The 17,164-nt window shown below is 54.2% G+C and carries 23 protein-coding genes; all 23 read left to right on the forward strand.

Annotation, left to right across the window (positions count from 1 at the left end):
- The first annotated feature begins 50 nt into the window (after nucleotides 1–50).
- The 23 genes from IXC47_RS12455 (at nucleotide 51) to tatB (ending at nucleotide 17,146) form a co-directional block, all read left to right on the forward strand.
- Nucleotides 51–1,514 (forward strand): glutamate synthase subunit beta, encoded by a 1,464-nt coding sequence (locus tag IXC47_RS12455; protein WP_195875836.1) that lies wholly within the window; start codon nucleotides 51–53, stop codon nucleotides 1,512–1,514.
- Between the two features lie 154 nt (nucleotides 1,515–1,668).
- The gene (locus tag IXC47_RS12460; RefSeq protein ID WP_175624732.1) at nucleotides 1,669–2,472 is read left to right on the forward strand and encodes an ABC transporter ATP-binding protein; all 804 of its coding nucleotides are present in this window, start codon (nucleotides 1,669–1,671) and stop codon (nucleotides 2,470–2,472) included.
- Nucleotides 2,469–3,245, forward strand: coding sequence for a lipid asymmetry maintenance ABC transporter permease subunit MlaE (mlaE, locus tag IXC47_RS12465; protein WP_175624733.1), 777 nt, complete (start codon nucleotides 2,469–2,471; stop codon nucleotides 3,243–3,245). Before IXC47_RS12460 ends, mlaE begins: the two co-directional genes overlap by 4 nt.
- Nucleotides 3,246–3,381: 136 nt before the next feature.
- Nucleotides 3,382–3,858, forward strand: coding sequence for an outer membrane lipid asymmetry maintenance protein MlaD (mlaD, locus tag IXC47_RS12470; RefSeq protein WP_175624734.1), 477 nt, complete (start codon nucleotides 3,382–3,384; stop codon nucleotides 3,856–3,858).
- Entirely contained in the window at nucleotides 3,855–4,577 is a 723-nt protein-coding gene (locus IXC47_RS12475; protein ID WP_175624735.1) for an MlaA family lipoprotein, read from the forward strand. Before mlaD ends, IXC47_RS12475 begins: the two co-directional genes overlap by 4 nt.
- Nucleotides 4,578–4,774: 197 nt before the next feature.
- Entirely contained in the window at nucleotides 4,775–5,410 is a 636-nt protein-coding gene (locus IXC47_RS12480) for an MlaC/ttg2D family ABC transporter substrate-binding protein (protein ID WP_175624736.1), read from the forward strand.
- 2 nt (nucleotides 5,411–5,412) lie between these two features.
- Complete coding sequence (locus IXC47_RS12485; protein ID WP_195875837.1) at nucleotides 5,413–5,700, forward strand: STAS domain-containing protein; 288 nt, start codon at nucleotides 5,413–5,415, stop codon at nucleotides 5,698–5,700.
- A gap of 152 nt (nucleotides 5,701–5,852) precedes the next feature.
- Entirely contained in the window at nucleotides 5,853–6,764 is a 912-nt protein-coding gene (locus IXC47_RS12490; RefSeq protein ID WP_175624738.1) for an ABC transporter ATP-binding protein, read from the forward strand.
- Nucleotides 6,761–7,516 (forward strand): ABC transporter permease, encoded by a 756-nt coding sequence (locus IXC47_RS12495; protein WP_195875838.1) that lies wholly within the window; start codon nucleotides 6,761–6,763, stop codon nucleotides 7,514–7,516. Before IXC47_RS12490 ends, IXC47_RS12495 begins: the two co-directional genes overlap by 4 nt.
- A 69-nt stretch (nucleotides 7,517–7,585) precedes the next feature.
- Nucleotides 7,586–7,822 (forward strand): BolA family protein, encoded by a 237-nt coding sequence (locus IXC47_RS12500; protein WP_175624739.1) that lies wholly within the window; start codon nucleotides 7,586–7,588, stop codon nucleotides 7,820–7,822.
- A gap of 31 nt (nucleotides 7,823–7,853) precedes the next feature.
- The gene (gene murA, locus IXC47_RS12505; RefSeq protein ID WP_175624740.1) at nucleotides 7,854–9,104 is read left to right on the forward strand and encodes a UDP-N-acetylglucosamine 1-carboxyvinyltransferase; all 1,251 of its coding nucleotides are present in this window, start codon (nucleotides 7,854–7,856) and stop codon (nucleotides 9,102–9,104) included.
- A complete protein-coding gene (gene hisG / locus IXC47_RS12510) occupies nucleotides 9,104–9,766 on the forward strand; it encodes an ATP phosphoribosyltransferase (protein WP_175625198.1) in 663 nt (220 codons plus the stop codon). Before murA ends, hisG begins: the two co-directional genes overlap by 1 nt.
- Before the next feature lie 44 nt (nucleotides 9,767–9,810).
- Complete coding sequence (hisD, locus tag IXC47_RS12515) at nucleotides 9,811–11,124, forward strand: histidinol dehydrogenase (RefSeq protein WP_175625199.1); 1,314 nt, start codon at nucleotides 9,811–9,813, stop codon at nucleotides 11,122–11,124.
- Between the two features lie 19 nt (nucleotides 11,125–11,143).
- Nucleotides 11,144–11,965: a DNA-methyltransferase gene (locus IXC47_RS12520; RefSeq protein ID WP_175624741.1), complete on the forward strand. Its 822-nt coding sequence runs from the start codon at nucleotides 11,144–11,146 to the stop codon at nucleotides 11,963–11,965.
- Between the two features lie 243 nt (nucleotides 11,966–12,208).
- The gene (gene hisB / locus IXC47_RS12525) at nucleotides 12,209–12,805 is read left to right on the forward strand and encodes an imidazoleglycerol-phosphate dehydratase HisB (RefSeq protein ID WP_175624742.1); all 597 of its coding nucleotides are present in this window, start codon (nucleotides 12,209–12,211) and stop codon (nucleotides 12,803–12,805) included.
- 54 nt (nucleotides 12,806–12,859) lie between these two features.
- Nucleotides 12,860–13,498 (forward strand): imidazole glycerol phosphate synthase subunit HisH, encoded by a 639-nt coding sequence (gene hisH, locus IXC47_RS12530; protein WP_195875839.1) that lies wholly within the window; start codon nucleotides 12,860–12,862, stop codon nucleotides 13,496–13,498.
- Between the two features lie 56 nt (nucleotides 13,499–13,554).
- On the forward strand, nucleotides 13,555–14,340 hold the full coding sequence (gene hisA / locus IXC47_RS12535) for a 1-(5-phosphoribosyl)-5-[(5-phosphoribosylamino)methylideneamino]imidazole-4-carboxamide isomerase (RefSeq protein WP_175624744.1): 786 nt from the start codon (nucleotides 13,555–13,557) through the stop codon (nucleotides 14,338–14,340).
- On the forward strand, nucleotides 14,337–15,101 hold the full coding sequence (hisF, locus tag IXC47_RS12540; protein WP_175624745.1) for an imidazole glycerol phosphate synthase subunit HisF: 765 nt from the start codon (nucleotides 14,337–14,339) through the stop codon (nucleotides 15,099–15,101). The genes hisA and hisF overlap by 4 nt, the downstream gene beginning before the upstream one ends.
- A complete protein-coding gene (gene hisI, locus IXC47_RS12545; RefSeq protein ID WP_124574313.1) occupies nucleotides 15,098–15,502 on the forward strand; it encodes a phosphoribosyl-AMP cyclohydrolase in 405 nt (134 codons plus the stop codon). Before hisF ends, hisI begins: the two co-directional genes overlap by 4 nt.
- Before the next feature lie 12 nt (nucleotides 15,503–15,514).
- Nucleotides 15,515–15,856 (forward strand): phosphoribosyl-ATP diphosphatase, encoded by a 342-nt coding sequence (locus IXC47_RS12550; protein ID WP_175624746.1) that lies wholly within the window; start codon nucleotides 15,515–15,517, stop codon nucleotides 15,854–15,856.
- A gap of 54 nt (nucleotides 15,857–15,910) precedes the next feature.
- Entirely contained in the window at nucleotides 15,911–16,285 is a 375-nt protein-coding gene (locus IXC47_RS12555; RefSeq protein ID WP_175624747.1) for a histidine triad nucleotide-binding protein, read from the forward strand.
- A 48-nt stretch (nucleotides 16,286–16,333) separates the two neighbouring features.
- Nucleotides 16,334–16,564, forward strand: a complete 231-nt coding sequence (gene tatA, locus IXC47_RS12560) for a Sec-independent protein translocase subunit TatA (protein ID WP_076593136.1) — start codon at nucleotides 16,334–16,336, stop codon at nucleotides 16,562–16,564.
- A gap of 69 nt (nucleotides 16,565–16,633) precedes the next feature.
- Nucleotides 16,634–17,146, forward strand: a complete 513-nt coding sequence (tatB, locus tag IXC47_RS12565) for a Sec-independent protein translocase protein TatB (protein ID WP_175624748.1) — start codon at nucleotides 16,634–16,636, stop codon at nucleotides 17,144–17,146.
- Nucleotides 17,147–17,164: the final 18 nt, after the last annotated feature.

Here is a 17,164-nt window from a genome sequence, read left to right on the forward strand (position 1 = left end):
GGTCACTGGATGATCGGGCCGAAACGAATGGTTTAGAAGGCGAGAGAAACATGGGAAAGATTACCGGTTTTATGGAATTCCAGCGTTTGCGGGAAGCAAGCGAGGAGCCGAAAAAACGTACCGCGCATTACAAAGAATTCACCATGCATCTGAGCGATGCAGATTCAAAAGTACAGGCAGCACGCTGCATGGATTGCGGTATTCCGTTTTGCAATAACGGCTGCCCGGTCAACAATATCATTCCTGACTGGAATGACCTGGTGTACAGCGGCGCATACAAGCAAGCGCTGGATACCCTGCACTCAACAAACAACTTCCCTGAATTCACCGGTCGTATCTGCCCGGCACCATGCGAATCCGCATGCACACTGGGTATCAATGAAGATCCGGTCGGTATCAAATCGATTGAACACTTCATCATCGACAAGGGCTGGGATAACGGCTGGGTCGTGCCACAAGTGCCTAGCGTCAAAACCGGTAAAAAAATCGCGGTAGTTGGCTCCGGTCCTGCCGGTATGGCAGCAGCGCAGCAATTGGCGCGCGTCGGTCACGATGTCACCGTATTTGAAAAGAATGATCGCGTCGGTGGTTTGCTGCGTTATGGCATCCCTGACTTCAAGATGGAGAAAAACCACATCGATTTGCGCGTCAAGCAAATGGAAGCAGAAGGCGTGACCTTCCGCACCGGCGTGCTGGTTGGTAAGGATTTCCCTGCGAACATCATCAACTGGGCAAAAGAAACCATCTCGCCAGAGCAAATCAATAAAGACTTCGATGCAGTCATCATCGCTGGCGGTGCAGAACAGCCGCGCGATCTGCCTGTACCAGGCCGTGAATTGAAGGGCGTGCATTTTGCGATGGAATTCCTGCCATTGCAAAACAAGGTCAACGCTGGCGACAAAGTCAAAGACCAATTGATGGCAACCGGCAAGCACGTGGTTGTGATCGGTGGCGGTGATACTGGTTCCGATTGCGTAGGTACTTCGAACCGTCACGGCGCAGCATCGGTCGCTCAGTTCGAATTGTTGCCACAGCCACCGGAAGAAGAAAACAAGCCGCTGGTCTGGCCTTACTGGCCAACCAAGCTGCGCACATCTTCGTCGCACGAAGAAGGCTGCGAGCGTGACTGGGCGGTTGCAACCAAGCGCCTGGAAGGCAAAAACGGCAAAGTCGAGAAACTGATCGCTGCCCGCGTTGAGTGGAAAGACGGCCGCATGCAGGAAGTACCGAACTCGGAATTCGAAATGAAAGCCGACCTGGTGCTGCTGGCCATGGGCTTTGTTTCGCCAGTACAGCAAGTGCTGGACGCCTTCGGTGTCGACAAGGATGCACGTGGTAACGCCAAGGCGACTACCGATGGTGAAGGCTGCTACCGTACTTCGGTCGAAAAAGTGTTTGCAGCTGGCGACATGCGCCGTGGTCAGTCGCTGGTGGTCTGGGCAATAAGAGAAGGCCGCCAGTGCGCGCGTGAAGTTGACGCGTTCCTGATGGGCGAATCGGTACTGCCACGCTAAAGAATGTTTATGTACAGAAAACCCACCGAGTCGCAAGACCGGTGGGTTTTTTTACAACGTTTGGCGTATGTAAGCTGCTCAAAAGAAATGGCCTTGGGAGAGATTTCGTTTTCTGCACTACAATTATGACATTGCAAAAGAAATACTCCCCCTAGTGCCTAATCTTGTAGAAATCCGCGATCTCCATTTTGGTTATGGTGAGCGTCCGATACTGTCGGAGCTCAACATGGACTTCCCACGTGGCAAAGTAATTGCCGTCATGGGTGGCTCCGGCTCAGGTAAAACCACGGTTTTACGCCTGATAGGCGGGCAGTTAAGCCCACAAGCCGGGCATGTTGCGGTAGACGGGCAGGTGGTGCATCAGCTCGATACCAAGGCTTTGTATAAATTGCGTCGCAAGATGGGCATGCTGTTCCAGCATGGCGCTTTGTTCACGGATATCTCTGTGTTCGAGAACGTAGCCTTCCCGTTGCGCGAACATACAGACTTATCCGAGGAGTTAATCCGCGACCTGGTGTTGATGAAGTTGCACACTGTCGGCCTGCGTAACGCTGCCCAGTTGATGCCTTCAGAAATTTCCGGCGGGATGGCGCGACGCGTTGCGTTGGCGCGTTCGATAGCGCTGGATCCGCAACTGATTATGTATGACGAGCCGTTTGCCGGTCTCGATCCGATTTCGATGGGCATGACGGCCAACCTGATCCGCAAGCTCAATGATGCGCTCGGTTCGACCACCATCCTGGTTTCGCATGATGTGCACGAATCGTTTTCGATTGCCGACTATGTGTATTTCCTGTCCAAAGGCACCATCGTCGCGCAAGGTACGCCAGCCGAGATGATGGCTTCCAGCGACCCGTATGTGAAACAGTTCGTCAATGCCGAGCCGGATGGCCCTGTGCCTTTCCATTATCCGGGCAAGTCGCTGGCCGATGATCTGGGGCTGGGGGCGCGTTCATGATTTGGTTGCTGGAGACGCTGGGACGTCTGGTTCGTGAGTTTGTAGTCAATATCGGTTTTGCTACCCGCACCTTTTTCGGCATCATCGGTGCGTCTGGTGGTTTGCTGCGTCGTTTTCGCCTGGTCACCAGCCAGATCCACTTCATCGGCAATTATTCGCTGGTGCTGATTGCGGTATCCGGGTTATTTGTCGGTTTCGTGCTGGGTTTGCAGGGCTATTACACACTGAATAAATACGGTTCCGAGCAGGCGCTGGGTTTGCTGGTTGCCTTGTCGCTCACGCGGGAACTGGGTCCGGTGGTGACCGCATTGCTGTTTGCCGGACGTGCCGGTACTTCGTTGACAGCTGAAATTGGCCTGATGAAAGCCGGTGAGCAATTGTCGGCAATGGAAATGATGGCGGTGAACCCGCTGCAGCGGGTGCTGGCACCGCGTTTCTGGGCCGGTGTGATTGCGATGCCTATCCTGGCCGCCATCTTCAGCGCGGTTGGTATCCTCGGTGGTTACATCGTCGGTGTGCAACTGATAGGCGTGGACGAAGGCGCTTTCTGGTCGCAGATGCAGGGCGGTGTGGATGTCTGGAATGACATCGTCAATGGCGTGATTAAAAGTATCGTATTTGGCTTCGCAGTAACCTTCGTGGCCTTGTACCAGGGGTATGAAGCCCAGCCAACGCCGGAAGGCGTGGCACGCGCGACGACGCGTACCGTGGTAATCGCGTCCTTGTCCGTGTTGTGGCTGGATTTCCTGTTGACGGCACTGATGTTCAGCTAAGTTGCAATAAAGGGGCGCGGAGCGGCTCATGCACTTTTAGATTAAAATGTGCGCCCCTCCGACGCTTTGTTCGTGTGATGGATGAGACACTATTTTTGATAAATAGCGATTTCTCCCATATTTGAGGTATCTGTTTATGCAACGAAAATCATTAGACTTATGGGTTGGCCTGTTTGTGCTGCTGGGCGCTGCCGCACTGTTCTTTTTGGCGATGAAAGCCGGGAACATGGGATCGGTGATGTCCTTCGAGCAGGTTTATCCGGTCGTGACAAGATTCGATAATATCGGCGGACTGAAGCCGCGCGCACCCGTAAAAAGTGCCGGCGTGGTGGTGGGACGCGTAGCCGATATCTCCTTCGATGATAAAAGCTATCAGGCGACCGTTACCCTGAATATTGAAAGTCGTTATGTTTTCCCGAAAGACTCGTCGGCCAAAATTTTGACCTCGGGCTTGCTGGGCGAACAATATATAGGTTTGGAACCAGGTGGCGATACCGTCAACCTGGCAGCAGGTGACAGAATTACAATGACACAATCGGCCATGGTGCTGGAGAACTTGATTAGTCAGTTCCTCTTCAGCAAGGCAACCGAAGGGAAAGAAGACCAAAAATGAAAAATACCAGCAAAACACTCTTGTTAGCTTCCGCATTGCTGCTCGGCGGATGTGCCAGCAGCACCGCCAACAATCAGGCTGATCCGCTCGAAGGTTTTAACCGTGCGATGTTCAGCTTTAACGACACCGTGGACCGTGTGGCGCTGAAACCAGCTGCGACTGCCTACCAGGATGTATTGCCTTCGTTTGTACAGACCGGCGTCAATAACTTCTTCGGCAACATCGGCGACGTCTGGACCATGGTCAATAATTTCCTGCAAGGAAAAGGCGAAGCAGGTCTGTCCGACGTGATGCGCGTCGCAGTCAACAGCACATTCGGTTTCGGCGGTATCCTGGATATCGCGTCTGAAGCGGGTATCCAGAAGCACAAGGAAGATTTCGGTCAGACCCTGGGTAAATGGGGCGTAGGTTCCGGTCCGTACGTGGTCCTGCCTTTGTTTGGTCCTTCGACCCTGCGTGATACTGCTGCCTTGCCAGTTGATATCTACGGCGATGCATGGACATACGTCACACCTGTTGACGTACGTAACGTAGGTGCAGTGGTACGCGTCATCGATCTGCGTGCTTCGGCATTGAACGCAACCAACTTGCTGGAAGATGTGGCGCTGGATCGTTACACCTTCATCCGCGGTGCTTATTTGCAACGTCGTGAAAGCCAGGTGCGTGACGGTGCGGATGCCAAACCGACCAACGACAAGGCAATTGGCCCGCAAAGCTAATCAACTGCTTGCTTCTTGTTACAGATTCGTAGCGGGGCGCAAGCATCATTGTTGAACCACGTGTGCTGAAAGCAGTCGAATCGCATGCAAACGAGCCGGTTGCACGCATGTGGGTGTAATCCGGTTATCGCGGCATGTGCTTGCTCTTATGTAATTCGCCATGCCGTTCAACCGGTCAGAAATTGGGTTAGGGAAATATGAATATATTTAAGAAATTGTCGTTCGCAGTTGCAGCTCTGATGTTCGCTGGCTATGCCGCAGCGCAGGAAGCACCGGATGTCTTGATCAAGCGCATCAGTGAAGATGTGATGGCGACCGCTAAATCCGATAAGGAAATCCAAAGCGGCAATCCACGTCGTATCCAGCAAGTCGTTGATGAAAAAATCTTGCCGTATGTTGATTTCCAACGCATGACAGCGCTGGCTGCCGGTCGTTACTGGCGTGATGCAACACCGGATCAGCAAAAACAGCTGACCCACGAATTCCGCAGCTTGCTGATGTACACCTATTCGGGCGCTATCTCGCAAATCCGTGATCAAAAACTCGAGTATCGCCCTTTGCGTGCTGATCCTGCTGACACCGAAGTCATCGTGAACACACAGGTTATCCAGCAACGTGGTGAGCCTATCCAGTTGAGCTATCGCTTGGCGAAATCGGCAGCTGGCTGGAAGATTTATGACGTCAACGTGCTGGGTGCATGGCTGGTTGAAACCTACAAAGGCAGCTTTGCCGCAGAAATCAGCAAATCGGGCGTTGATGGCCTGATCAAGACTCTCGCAGAAAAGAACAAAAAGCTTGCCGCCAGCTCGGCAAAACCAGCTAAGGCTTCCTGATAATGTTCCAGCCCGGTACATCGCTCACTTTCGACAATGCCAAAACGGCATTGAACGCTGGTTTGCAGGCGATTGCTGCCGGGCAGACGGAATTTGATTTTGCTAAAGTGGAAACTGTCGATTCAGCGGCAGTTGCCACCATGCTGGCCTGGCGTCGTACCGCCAGCGCCCGCGCCGTTTTCCTCAGTTTCAACAATCTGCCAGGGAATCTGCGCAGCCTGATTTCCCTCTATGATGTGGCCGAATTGATCGGTTCCAGCTCCGCGCGCACAGATTTGCCCCATCATTGACCCCGTCGTCAATTTCCCGCGTACTACGTTTCACAGCCCCTCGTGCAGGGGTTCAACGTGAAAATCCAATATAATCAAAGGTTTTCGCATCCGGTAGCGTGAATTGCGCCGCCGTCAGCGTTCCATTCTTGCGTAAAGTGTTCTGAGCCACCATGGCTGCAATTCAAATTAACAATGTCGAAAAAAGCTATCGCACGCTGAAAGCGTTGAATGGCGTTTCACTTTCTATCGAAGAAGGTGAATTTTTCGGCTTGCTCGGCCCGAACGGGGCGGGCAAAACCACGCTCATCTCCATCATCGCCGGTCTGAACCGTGCCGACTCGGGTAACGTCACCATCCAGGGCCATGACGTCGTCAGCGATTACCGCAAGGCGCGCCAGTTGCTCGGCGTCGTGCCGCAGGAATTGGTGTTCGATCCTTTCTTTACCGTGCGTGAGACTTTACGCATGCAGTCGGGCTATTACGGCCTGAAGAATAACGATGCATGGATAGATGAAGTCATGCACAACCTCGACCTGACCAACAAGGCCGACGCAAATATGCGCGCATTGTCCGGCGGCATGAAGCGCCGCGTGCTGGTCGCGCAGGCGCTGGTACACAAACCACCGGTCATTGTGCTGGATGAGCCGACTGCGGGTGTCGATGTCGAGTTGCGTCAAACCTTGTGGAAATTTATTTCACGCCTGAATCGCGAAGGCCACACCGTCGTATTGACCACGCACTATCTGGAAGAAGCGCAGGCGCTGTGTAACCGTGTCGCCATGTTGAAGGGTGGGCAGGTAGTAGCGCTGGATACCACCTCCACGCTGATTAAGCGCATCTCCGGTTCGCAACTGGTGGTAAAGCTGGCTGCAGGCAGTTTGCCGGACGAACTGAAGGAATTGGTTTCGCATCCGGAAGAACTGGCCTTCGGTAACAAGTACACCTTGCGCGTCAACGATTACAACGACGTCGAGCCGATACTGGCAAAGCTACGCCAGGCGGGTGTGACGATAGAGGATATGCAATTGCAGCAGGCAGATCTGGAAGATGTTTTCATACAGATCATGGAAGGTGAGAAATGATAGGCTTCCAGACCCTGTTTTATAAAGAAATGCTGCGCTTCTGGAAGGTCGCGACGCAGACTGTGGCCGCGCCTATCCTGACGGCGGTACTGTACTTGCTGATCTTCGGGCATGTGCTGGAAGACCATGTGCAGGTTTATCCAGGCGTGAAATACACGGCTTTCCTGATACCTGGGCTGGTCATGATGAGCGTCTTGCAAAATGCATTTGCCAACTCATCGTCGTCGCTGATTCAGTCCAAGATTACCGGTAATCTGGTGTTCGTCCTGTTGCCACCGTTGTCGCACTGGGAGTTGTTCAGCGCTTATGTGATGGCGGCCGTCGTGCGCGGCCTGGTGGTTGGCAGCGGCGTGTTTATCGTGACTGCGTGGTTTGCCGACATGTCTTTCGTCGCACCGTGGTGGATAGTGATCTTTGCCGTGTTGGGCGCAGCGATGCTGGGCACCATGGGCCTGATCGCGGGCATCTGGGCGGAGAAGTTTGACCAGCTCGCAGCATTCCAGAACTTCCTGATCATGCCTGCCACGTTCCTGTCCGGCGTCTTCTACTCGGTACATTCCTTGCCGCCGTTCTGGCAAACCGTGTCGCATATGAACCCGTTTTTCTACATGATAGACGGCTTCCGTTATGGCTTCTTCGGTCAGTCCGATGTGAATCCGATGGTCAGTTCTACTGTCGTCGCGTTTTTCCTGGTGCTGCTGGCAGGCGTAGGTATGTCGCTGCTGAAGAGCGGTTACAAGCTGCGCCATTAATCATCCGGATATAAACCGTACACCCTATTTATTCACCTCATCATCACCATATTAGATAAAGGCAGAATCATGTTGCCCACACCGGAATTAGTTAAAAGTTATATCGCGGCAGGCTTGAATTGTTCACACCTCGAGGTTAGCGGCGATGGCGCGCATTTCGAAGCTGTGATCGTATCGGACGCGTTTGCAGGCAAGCGCCTGATCCAGCGTCATCAATTGGTGTACGCCGCTTTGGGTGATCGCATGCGTGAAGAAATCCACGCCTTGTCGATGAAGACACTGACGCCAGAAGAATTCCAGAAGTAAGTAACTGCATATTTGAACGGACCAGCTTTAAATGGATAAACTTTTAATTCGGGGCGGTAATCGTCTCTCCGGCGAGATCACTGTTTCCGGTGCAAAGAATGCAGCGCTGCCTATCTTGTGCGCGGGCTTGTTGACGGCCGATACGGTACAGCTGAGTAATGTACCTAATTTGCAGGACGTAACGACTATCTTGCGCCTGTTGCGCCAGATGGGTTTGCGCGCCGAGCAGGACGGCGATAAAGTCAGCCTCAACGGCAGCGCCATCGATAAGCTGGAAGCGCCGTACGAAATGGTGAAAACCATGCGTGCGTCCATCCTGGTACTGGGACCTTTGCTGGCGCGCTTCGGCGAAGCCCGGGTCTCCTTGCCTGGTGGTTGCGCGATCGGTTCGCGCCCGGTAGACCAACACATCAAGGGTTTGCAGGCGATGGGTGCCGAGGTCACGATAGAGGCCGGTTACATCCATGCCAAAGCCAAGAAGCTTAAAGGTACGCGCATCGTGACCGATATGATTACCGTCACCGGTACCGAAAACCTGCTGATGGCGGCGACGCTGGCAGAAGGTGAGACCATACTCGAAAATGCTGCACGTGAACCGGAAGTCACCGACCTGGCAAATCTGCTGGTGGCGATGGGTGCGAAGATCGAAGGCATAGGTACGGATCGCCTGGTGATCCAGGGTGTAGAGAGTTTGCACGGCGCCAGCCATGCAGTGATTGCTGACCGTATCGAAACCGCAACCTTTATGTGCGCAGTGGCGACGGTCGGTGGCGATGTTACTTTGCGCAATGTGCGTACTGATACGCTGGATGTGGCGTTCGACAAATTGCGCGAAGCCGGTGCGATCCTGACGTCTGGTGACGACTGGATACGTGTGCAAATGGCATCGCGTCCGAAAGCAGTCAGCTTCCGTACCACTGAATACCCGGGTTTCCCGACCGACATGCAGGCGCAATTCATGGCCATGAACTGTGTTGCAGAAGGCAGCAGCCGCGTAATCGAAACGATTTTTGAAAATCGTTTCATGCACGTACAGGAAATGAATCGCCTCGGCGCTGCGATTACGATTGAAGGTCACACTGCGATCATCAATGGTGTGGATAAGCTGGTTGGTGCACCGGTGATGGCCACCGACTTGCGCGCTTCGGCTTCGCTGGTGATTGCTGCTCTGGCTGCCGAAGGCGAAACACTGATAGATCGCATTTACCATCTGGATCGCGGTTACGATCGTATGGAAGTCAAATTGTCCGCCGTCGGCGCAGATATACAGCGAGTGAAATGATGACGCAAGAGAACCAACAACTGACACTGGCGCTGTCCAAGGGCCGCATTTTCGAAGAAACCTTGCCGCTGCTGGAAGCCGCAGGCATCAAGGTGACAGAAGATCCGGAAACCTCGCGCAAGCTGATCCTGCAAACCAATGATGCAAATGTGCGCGTGATCATCGTGCGCGCATCCGACGTGCCGACCTATGTGCAATACGGTGCCGCTGACTTCGGTGTGGCCGGCAAGGACGTCTTGCTCGAGCATGGCGGCGAAGGCCTGTACCAGCCTATCGACCTGCATATCGCGAAATGCCGTATGTCGGTCGCGGTCAAGGATGGCTTCGATTACGAAAGCGCCGTGCAACAAGGTGCGCGCCTGCGCGTCGTGACCAAGTATGTAGAAACTGCACGTGAACATTTTGCGTCCAAAGGTGTGCACGTTGATCTGATCAAGCTGTATGGTTCGATGGAGCTGGGGCCGTTGGTAGGCCTGGCCGATGCCATCGTCGATCTGGTCAGCACTGGCAGCACCCTGCGCGCCAATCATCTGGTTGAAGTGGAACGCATCATGGACATTTCATCGCGCCTGGTCGTTAACAAGGCTGCACTGAAACTGAAACGTGAGCGCCTGCAACCGATACTGGAAGCGTTTGAACAAGCGTCGAAACGTCACTCTTGATGTCGGCAGTATTTAATTCCTACATGGCCTGATTGAGGAAAATGATGTCCATACAGATACGCAAATTTGATTCCACACATCCCGACTTCAAGCAACAGCTCGCGGATGTACTGGCGTTCGAAGCCAGCGAAGACGAAGCGATTGATCGCTCCGTGCAGCGCATCCTGGAGGATGTGAAGAAGCGCGGTGACGTTGCTGTGCTTGAATATACGAAGCAATTCGACCATGTCGAAGCAGGCAGCATGCAGGCGCTGGAAATCGGCGGCGAAGCATTGCAAGCCGCACTGGCGCAACTGTCGCCGGTACGTCGCGCCGCCTTGCAGACTGCAGCGGATCGTGTGCGCGTTTATCACGAACGGCAAAAAGCCGAGATTGGTTCCAACGGCTTCAGCTACACCGAAGCAGACGGCACCATCCTCGGACAAAAAGTAACACCGCTGGATCGCGTCGGTATTTATGTGCCGGGCGGTAAAGCAGCTTATCCATCATCGGTATTGATGAATGCGATTCCTGCCAAAGTCGCAGGCGTGCAGGAAGTCATCATGGTGGTGCCGACCCCGAATGGCGTGAAGAACGAATTGGTATTGGCAGCGGCGGCGATGTCCGGTGTCGATCGCGTCTTCACCATCGGTGGCGCGCAAGCTGTCGCTGCGCTGGCGTACGGCACGGCGACTATCCCGCAGGTAGACAAGATCGTCGGCCCGGGCAATGCCTACGTGGCCGCAGCCAAGCGCCGCGTGTTTGGTACCGTGGGTATCGACATGATCGCTGGCCCATCGGAAATCCTGGTGGTGTGCGACGGTACGACCGATCCGGACTGGATCGCGATGGACTTGTTCTCGCAAGCCGAGCATGACGAACTGGCGCAATCCATTCTGATCTGCCCGGATGCGGCTTATCTGGATGCAGTGGCAGAGAGCGTCAATCGTCAACTCGCGGATATGCCACGCAAGGAAGTGATCACCACTTCGCTGACCAATCGCGGTGCGATGATCAAAGTGCGCGATATGGACGAAGCATGCGAGATCGCGAATATGATCGCGGCGGAACACCTGGAAATCTCGACCGAGAATCCGCAGCAATGGGCCGATAAAATCCGCCACGCTGGCGCCATGTTCCTCGGTCGTTTCTCGTCCGAGTCGCTGGGTGATTATTGCGCGGGTCCTAACCATGTGTTGCCGACTTCGCGCACTGCACGTTTTTCTTCGCCACTGGGTGTGTATGACTTCCAGAAGCGTTCCAGCATGCTGCAGGTCAGCCAGGGTGGCGCGCAGACTCTCGGCAAGGTTGCCGCTGAACTGGCGTACGGCGAAGGTTTGCAAGCCCACGCCCGTTCTGCAGAATATCGCCTGAAATGAAATTGCTCCGGGCCCAGCCATGACGGATTGGCGTGATCGCATTTTCTGTGAAGATGCGCTGGCTGGGCTGGCGCGGATACCCGATGGTGCGATCGACCTGATCATTGCCGATCCGCCGTATGGACTGGGCAAGGATTACGGCAACGATTCCGACAAGCTGGATGCCGATGCCTACCTGCATTGGATGGAGCAATGGATAGATGCCGCTTTGCCCAAGCTGAAGGCGAATGGCAGTCTGTACATTTTCCTGACCTGGCGCTATTCGCCGGAAGTATTCGTCATGCTGAAGAAGCGCATGACCATGCTCAATGAAATCATCTGGGATCGTCGTGTGCCTTCGATGGGCGGCGGTACCCGCAAGTTTTCTTCGGTGCATGACACCATAGGTTTCTTTGCCAAAGCCAAGGATTACTATTTCGATCTGGATGCGGTGCGCATCCCTTACGATGCGGAAACCAAGAAAGCACGTTCGCGTTCTATCTTCGTTGGTGCCAAATGGCTGGAGATGGGCTACAACCCGAAAGATGTCTGGAGCGTGTCGCGTTTGCATAAAGAGCATCGCGAGCGCGCTGACCATCCGACCCAGAAGCCACTGGAAGTAGTTGAGCGCATGTTGAAGGCTTCGTGTCCACCCGGCGGAGTGGTGCTGGATCCTTTCATGGGCAGTGGCACCACGGCAGCGGCGGCCAAACGATGCGGCCGCCATTTCGTGGGTTTTGAGCTGAATGCCGAATATTGCGAGATGATAGAAAAACGTTTGCAGCTGCTGACACCGCAGGAAGAAGCTGGCAGTCCGGTTTTGAGCGGGCAGGAGCAAAAATCGGCGTCGGAAGAAATCTGATTAATTTCGATGTGGAATTGCCAAGAGTTCGCGCATTTATGCAGATTCCTGCGATTCTCGGGCTAAAAAGGCGTGTATCTGGCGAAACAGGTGCCCGAAGCTAAAGTCCTCGTTGAAAATGTGGGTAAAATGCATGTATTGCCATAAACTTGGCTCAGCTTTGCCTCTGAAGTGGCAAAGTGATTTATATCTCGATGCTGTACCAGCATTACCCTCTTCGTCATAACTGGTTGTTAATTGAATATGTCTACGCCACGCACTGCAGAAATCACGCGCAATACCAACGAGACGCAAATCCGCGTTGCGATCAATATCGATGGTACCGGTCAGCAAAAACTGAATACCGGCGTGCCTTTCCTTGACCATATGCTGGATCAGATCGCCCGTCACGGCCTGATCGATCTGGATATCGAAGCCAAAGGTGATCTGCATATCGATGCCCACCATACGGTGGAAGACGTCGGCATTACACTGGGCCAGGCTTTTGCCAAAGCGATAGGCGACAAAAAAGGCATCCGTCGTTACGGTCATTCCTACGTACCGCTGGATGAAGCCTTGTCGCGCGTTGTCATCGACTTCTCGGGTCGTCCAGGACTGGAATTCCATGTCCCGTTTACCCGTTCGATGATAGGCACCTTTGATGTCGATCTGACACACGAATTCTTTCAGGGCTTTGTCAATCACGCCTTGGTATCTTTGCATATCGACAATTTGCGTGGCGTGAATGCCCACCATCAGTGCGAAACCGTATTCAAGGCCTTCGGCCGTGCATTGCGCATGGCCGCTGAACTGGATCCGCGTTCCGTTGGTACGATTCCATCGACCAAAGGCAGCCTGTAAGCTGCTCGCGGCCTGCAAGAGAATTTCAATACACTGAAATCTGAATCAACCGGTATGAACAAAATTGTTGTAGTGGATTACGGCCTGGGCAACCTGCGCTCGGTCGCCCAGGCTTTGCGTAAAGTGGCTCCGGAAGCGGATGTCCGCATTTCGGGTGAGCTTAATGACATCCATACGGCGGACCGCCTGGTCTTGCCGGGGCAGGGTGCCATCCCGGATTGCATGCGTTCGCTGCAGGAATCCGGTTTGCAGGAAGCCCTGCTCAATGCCGCGCGTAACAAACCTTTATTCGGCGTCTGTGTCGGTGAGCAACTCATGTTCGACTGGAGCGAAGAAGGCGATACGGCCGGCCTTGGCTTGTTCCCTGGCAAGGTAATCAAGTTCCGCCTCGAGGACCAATTGCAGGAAGACGGTTCCCGCTTTAAAGTCCCGCAAATGGGCTGGAACCGCGTGCGTCAGGCGCAGTCACACCCGCTGTGGAACCAGATTGCTGACGACAGTTACTTCTATTTCGTGCATAGTTATTACGCGGTTCCTGCCGATCTTGCGCACATGGTAGGTGAAACACCCTACGGCGCGCCGTTTTGCAGCGCGATTGCACGCGATAACATCTTTGCGACGCAGTTTCATCCGGAGAAAAGTGCTACGGCCGGACTGCAGCTATACAAGAATTTTGTTCACTGGAATCCGTAAGCCTTATTCTTTATCGCTTTCTTTTCTACTTACAACCTCATACTCCAAACGTATCCATGCTGCTAATACCTGCCATCGATCTCAAAGACGGTCACTGCGTTCGCCTGAAACAAGGCGATATGGACCAGGCCACCGTATTTTCCGACGACCCTGCCGAAATGGCGCGTCACTGGTTATTGCAAGGTGCGCGTCGACTGCATCTGGTTGATTTGAACGGCGCGTTTGCCGGCAAGCCGAAGAACGAATCGGCCGTCAAATCGATTTTGCAGGCAGTGCGTGAATACGCTGAGCAAAACGGCATCGAAGAAATTCCGGTGCAACTGGGTGGCGGCATCCGCGACCTCGACACCATAGAACGCTACCTGGATGACGGCCTGAGCTACATCATCATTGGTACCGCTGCGGTCAAGAACCCAGGCTTCCTGCATGACGCCTGCAGCGCCTTCCCGGGCCAGATCATCGTTGGCCTGGACGCCAAGGATGGCAAAGTCGCAACCGATGGCTGGAGCAAGCTGAGCGGTCACGAAGTGATAGACCTGGCGAAGAAGTTTGAAGATTACGGCTGTGAATCCATCATCTACACCGACATCGGCCGTGACGGCATGATGGGCGGCGTGAATATTGAAGCGACGGTCAAGCTGGCGCAAAGCATGACGATCCCGGTGATCGCATCTGGCGGTGTGCACAACATCAAGGATGTGGAAGCACTGTGCGCGGTACAGGACGAAGGTATCGAAGGTGTGATCTGCGGTCGCTCGATTTACGAAGGTACGCTGGACTTGCGCTCGGCGCAGGACCGGGCGGATGAATTGACAGACGAAGCACCGGAAGCGGACGCATGACACTGGCAAAACGCATTATTCCCTGTCTCGATGTCACCGCTGGTCGCGTCGTCAAGGGTGTCAATTTCCTCGAGTTGCGCGATGCCGGTGACCCGATAGAAATCGCGCGTCGCTACGACGAGCAGGGCGCAGACGAAATTACGTTTCTCGATATTACTGCGACCTCGGATGGTCGTGATCTGATTCTCGACATCATCGAAGCGGTCGCGTCACAAGTGTTTATTCCATTGACGGTTGGTGGTGGTGTGCGCGCGGTGGACGATGTGCGCCGTTTGCTGAACGCCGGTGCCGATAAGGTCGGTATCAACAGCTCGGCCATCAGCAACCCGCAACTGGTATTCGATGCATCGCAGAAGTACGGCTCGCAATGCATAGTCGTGGCCATCGACGCGAAGAAGGCCTCGGATGGCCGCTGGGAAGTATTCACGCATGGCGGTCGCAAGGCGACCGGGCTGGATGCAGTCGAATGGGCCAAGAAAATGCAAAGCCTGGGTGCTGGTGAAATCCTGCTGACCAGCATGGATAGAGACGGCACCAAGATAGGTTTCGACCTGGACCTGACACGCGCGGTGTCGGATGCGATCAGCATCCCGGTGATCGCTTCAGGCGGTGTCGGCGGTTTGCAGGATCTGGCAGATGGCGTCAAAGTCGGTCGCGCTGATGCGGTGCTGGCTGCCAGCATCTTCCATTACGGCCAGCACACGGTGCAGGAAGCCAAGCGTTTCATGGCAGATCAAGGTATTCCAATGAGGTTGGTATGAGCAGCAATGCAAAATGGCTGAATAAGGTGAAGTGGGATGAGCACGGCCTGGTGCCGGTCATCGCACAGGAAGTCGGCACCAATGATGTGCTGATGTTTGCGTGGATGAATCGTGATGCGCTGGCCAAGACCATAGAGTCGGGCGAAGCGATCTACTGGAGTCGTTCGCGCAAGAAGCTGTGGCACAAGGGCGAAGAGTCCGGCCACACGCAAAAAGTGCATGAAGTGCGCCTGGATTGCGATGAAGACGTGGTCTTGCTCAAGGTCGAGCAAGTCGGCGCGATCGCCTGCCATACCGGACGTCATTCCTGCTTCTTCCAGAAGTTTGAAGGCGGCGCGAAAGACGGCGACTGGGAAACCGTCGAGCCTGTGCTGAAGAACCCGGAAACGATATACAAATAAAGGCAGAGTCGCATGAGTGAAACACTGAAGCGCCTGGCAGCCGTGATTGAATCACGCAAACCGGCGAATGGCGGCGATCCTGAAAAATCGTATGTGGCGCGCTTGTTCAAGAAGGGCGACGACGCGATTTTGAAAAAAATCGGCGAAGAAGCGACCGAGCTGGTGATGGCGGCCAAGGATGCGCGCGTAAGCGATGACAAATCCAAGGTGCTGTACGAGTGCGCCGACCTGTGGTTTCACTCGGCTGTCCTGCTGGCACAATTCGATTTGACCCCACAAGACGTGCTCAATGAGCTGGCACGACGTGAGGGCATCTCCGGAATTGAAGAAAAAGCTGCGCGCAAAGCAGACTAATTATCCCTACATCTGATACGCTGGCGTTGAGAATCAACTACGATGGAGTTTCATTTGGATAATTGTATTTTTTGTAAAATTGCCGCGAAACAAATTCCCGCGCAGATTATTTATGAAGACGACGATCTGCTCGCATTCAAAGATATTAATCCTGCTGCGCCAGTCCATTTCCTGATTGTTCCAAAAAAACATGTGGCTACCCTGGCTGATTGCACGGCTGAGGATGCTGCTTTGTTGGGTAAAATATCTTTGCTCGCGCCGAAGCTGGCGCAGGAGCAGGGAGTTGGTTACCAGGCGGATGGTAATGGCCCTGGTACCGGTGGTTTCAAAACGCTGTTCAATACCGGACCGGATGGTGGGCAAGAGGTGTACCATCTGCATATGCACGTGATAGGCGGACCGCGTCCGTGGCGCAGATCACTGGCTTAAAACAATAATTCTAGAATTAGGGCGGCGACGCTTAACAAGGAGAAAATGATGGGTTCATTTAGCATCTGGCACTGGTTGATTGTACTGGTCATCGTGATGCTGGTATTCGGCACCAAGAAACTCGGCAATATGGGTTCGGACGTCGGTAAGGCAGTCAAAGGTTTTAAAGACGGCATGAAGGGCGAAGACGACAAGCCTGCTGCCCAGAACGCTGCGCCATCGCAGGTTGCCGACAAAGGCACCGTCGATGTTGAAGTGAAAGAAAAGTCGAATAGCTGATCATCTTGTGGGCAGGGCGGCCATCCGGCCTGAACTTGCCCGCACTATGTACAGCCTATCGCTAATCATATGATCGATATCGCCTTCTCCAAGCTCGCGATCATTGGTGTTGCGGCACTGGTTTTCATCGGCCCGGAAAAATTGCCGAAAGTGGCACGCATGGCCGGTACTTTGTTCGGCCGTGCGCAGCGTTATATCAATGACGTCAAATCCGAAGTGAGCCGCGAGATGGAGCTCGACGAGTTGCGCAAGATGCACCAGGAGGTGCAGTCTGCTGCCAGCGATGTCGAACGGTCGATTTCGCAGGGTGTATCGCAAGCCGAGAGTTCGCTGAATTCGGCATGGGACGACGTCGCATCTTCAGCCGATGTGGAGCTCAATCCGCTGATGGAGCCGCCGACCTACGATGAGGCCGCGGCCAAATCCAAAACCTTCCGCAAAAAGAAACTCGCACATACCTCGGCGATTCCGTCCTGGTACAAGCGTCAAAGCGGCCAAAAATCGCGCGTTATTTCCGGTGCGGCCCGTATGGCGAAACATACGCCTGCGCATGCCCGTAAATCCTCGCCTTTTTTTCATTGATGACCGGAGCGGGTGCGC

Source organism: Herminiimonas contaminans (assembly GCF_015645465.1).
GTDB lineage: Bacteria > Pseudomonadota > Gammaproteobacteria > Burkholderiales > Burkholderiaceae_D > Oxalicibacterium > Oxalicibacterium contaminans.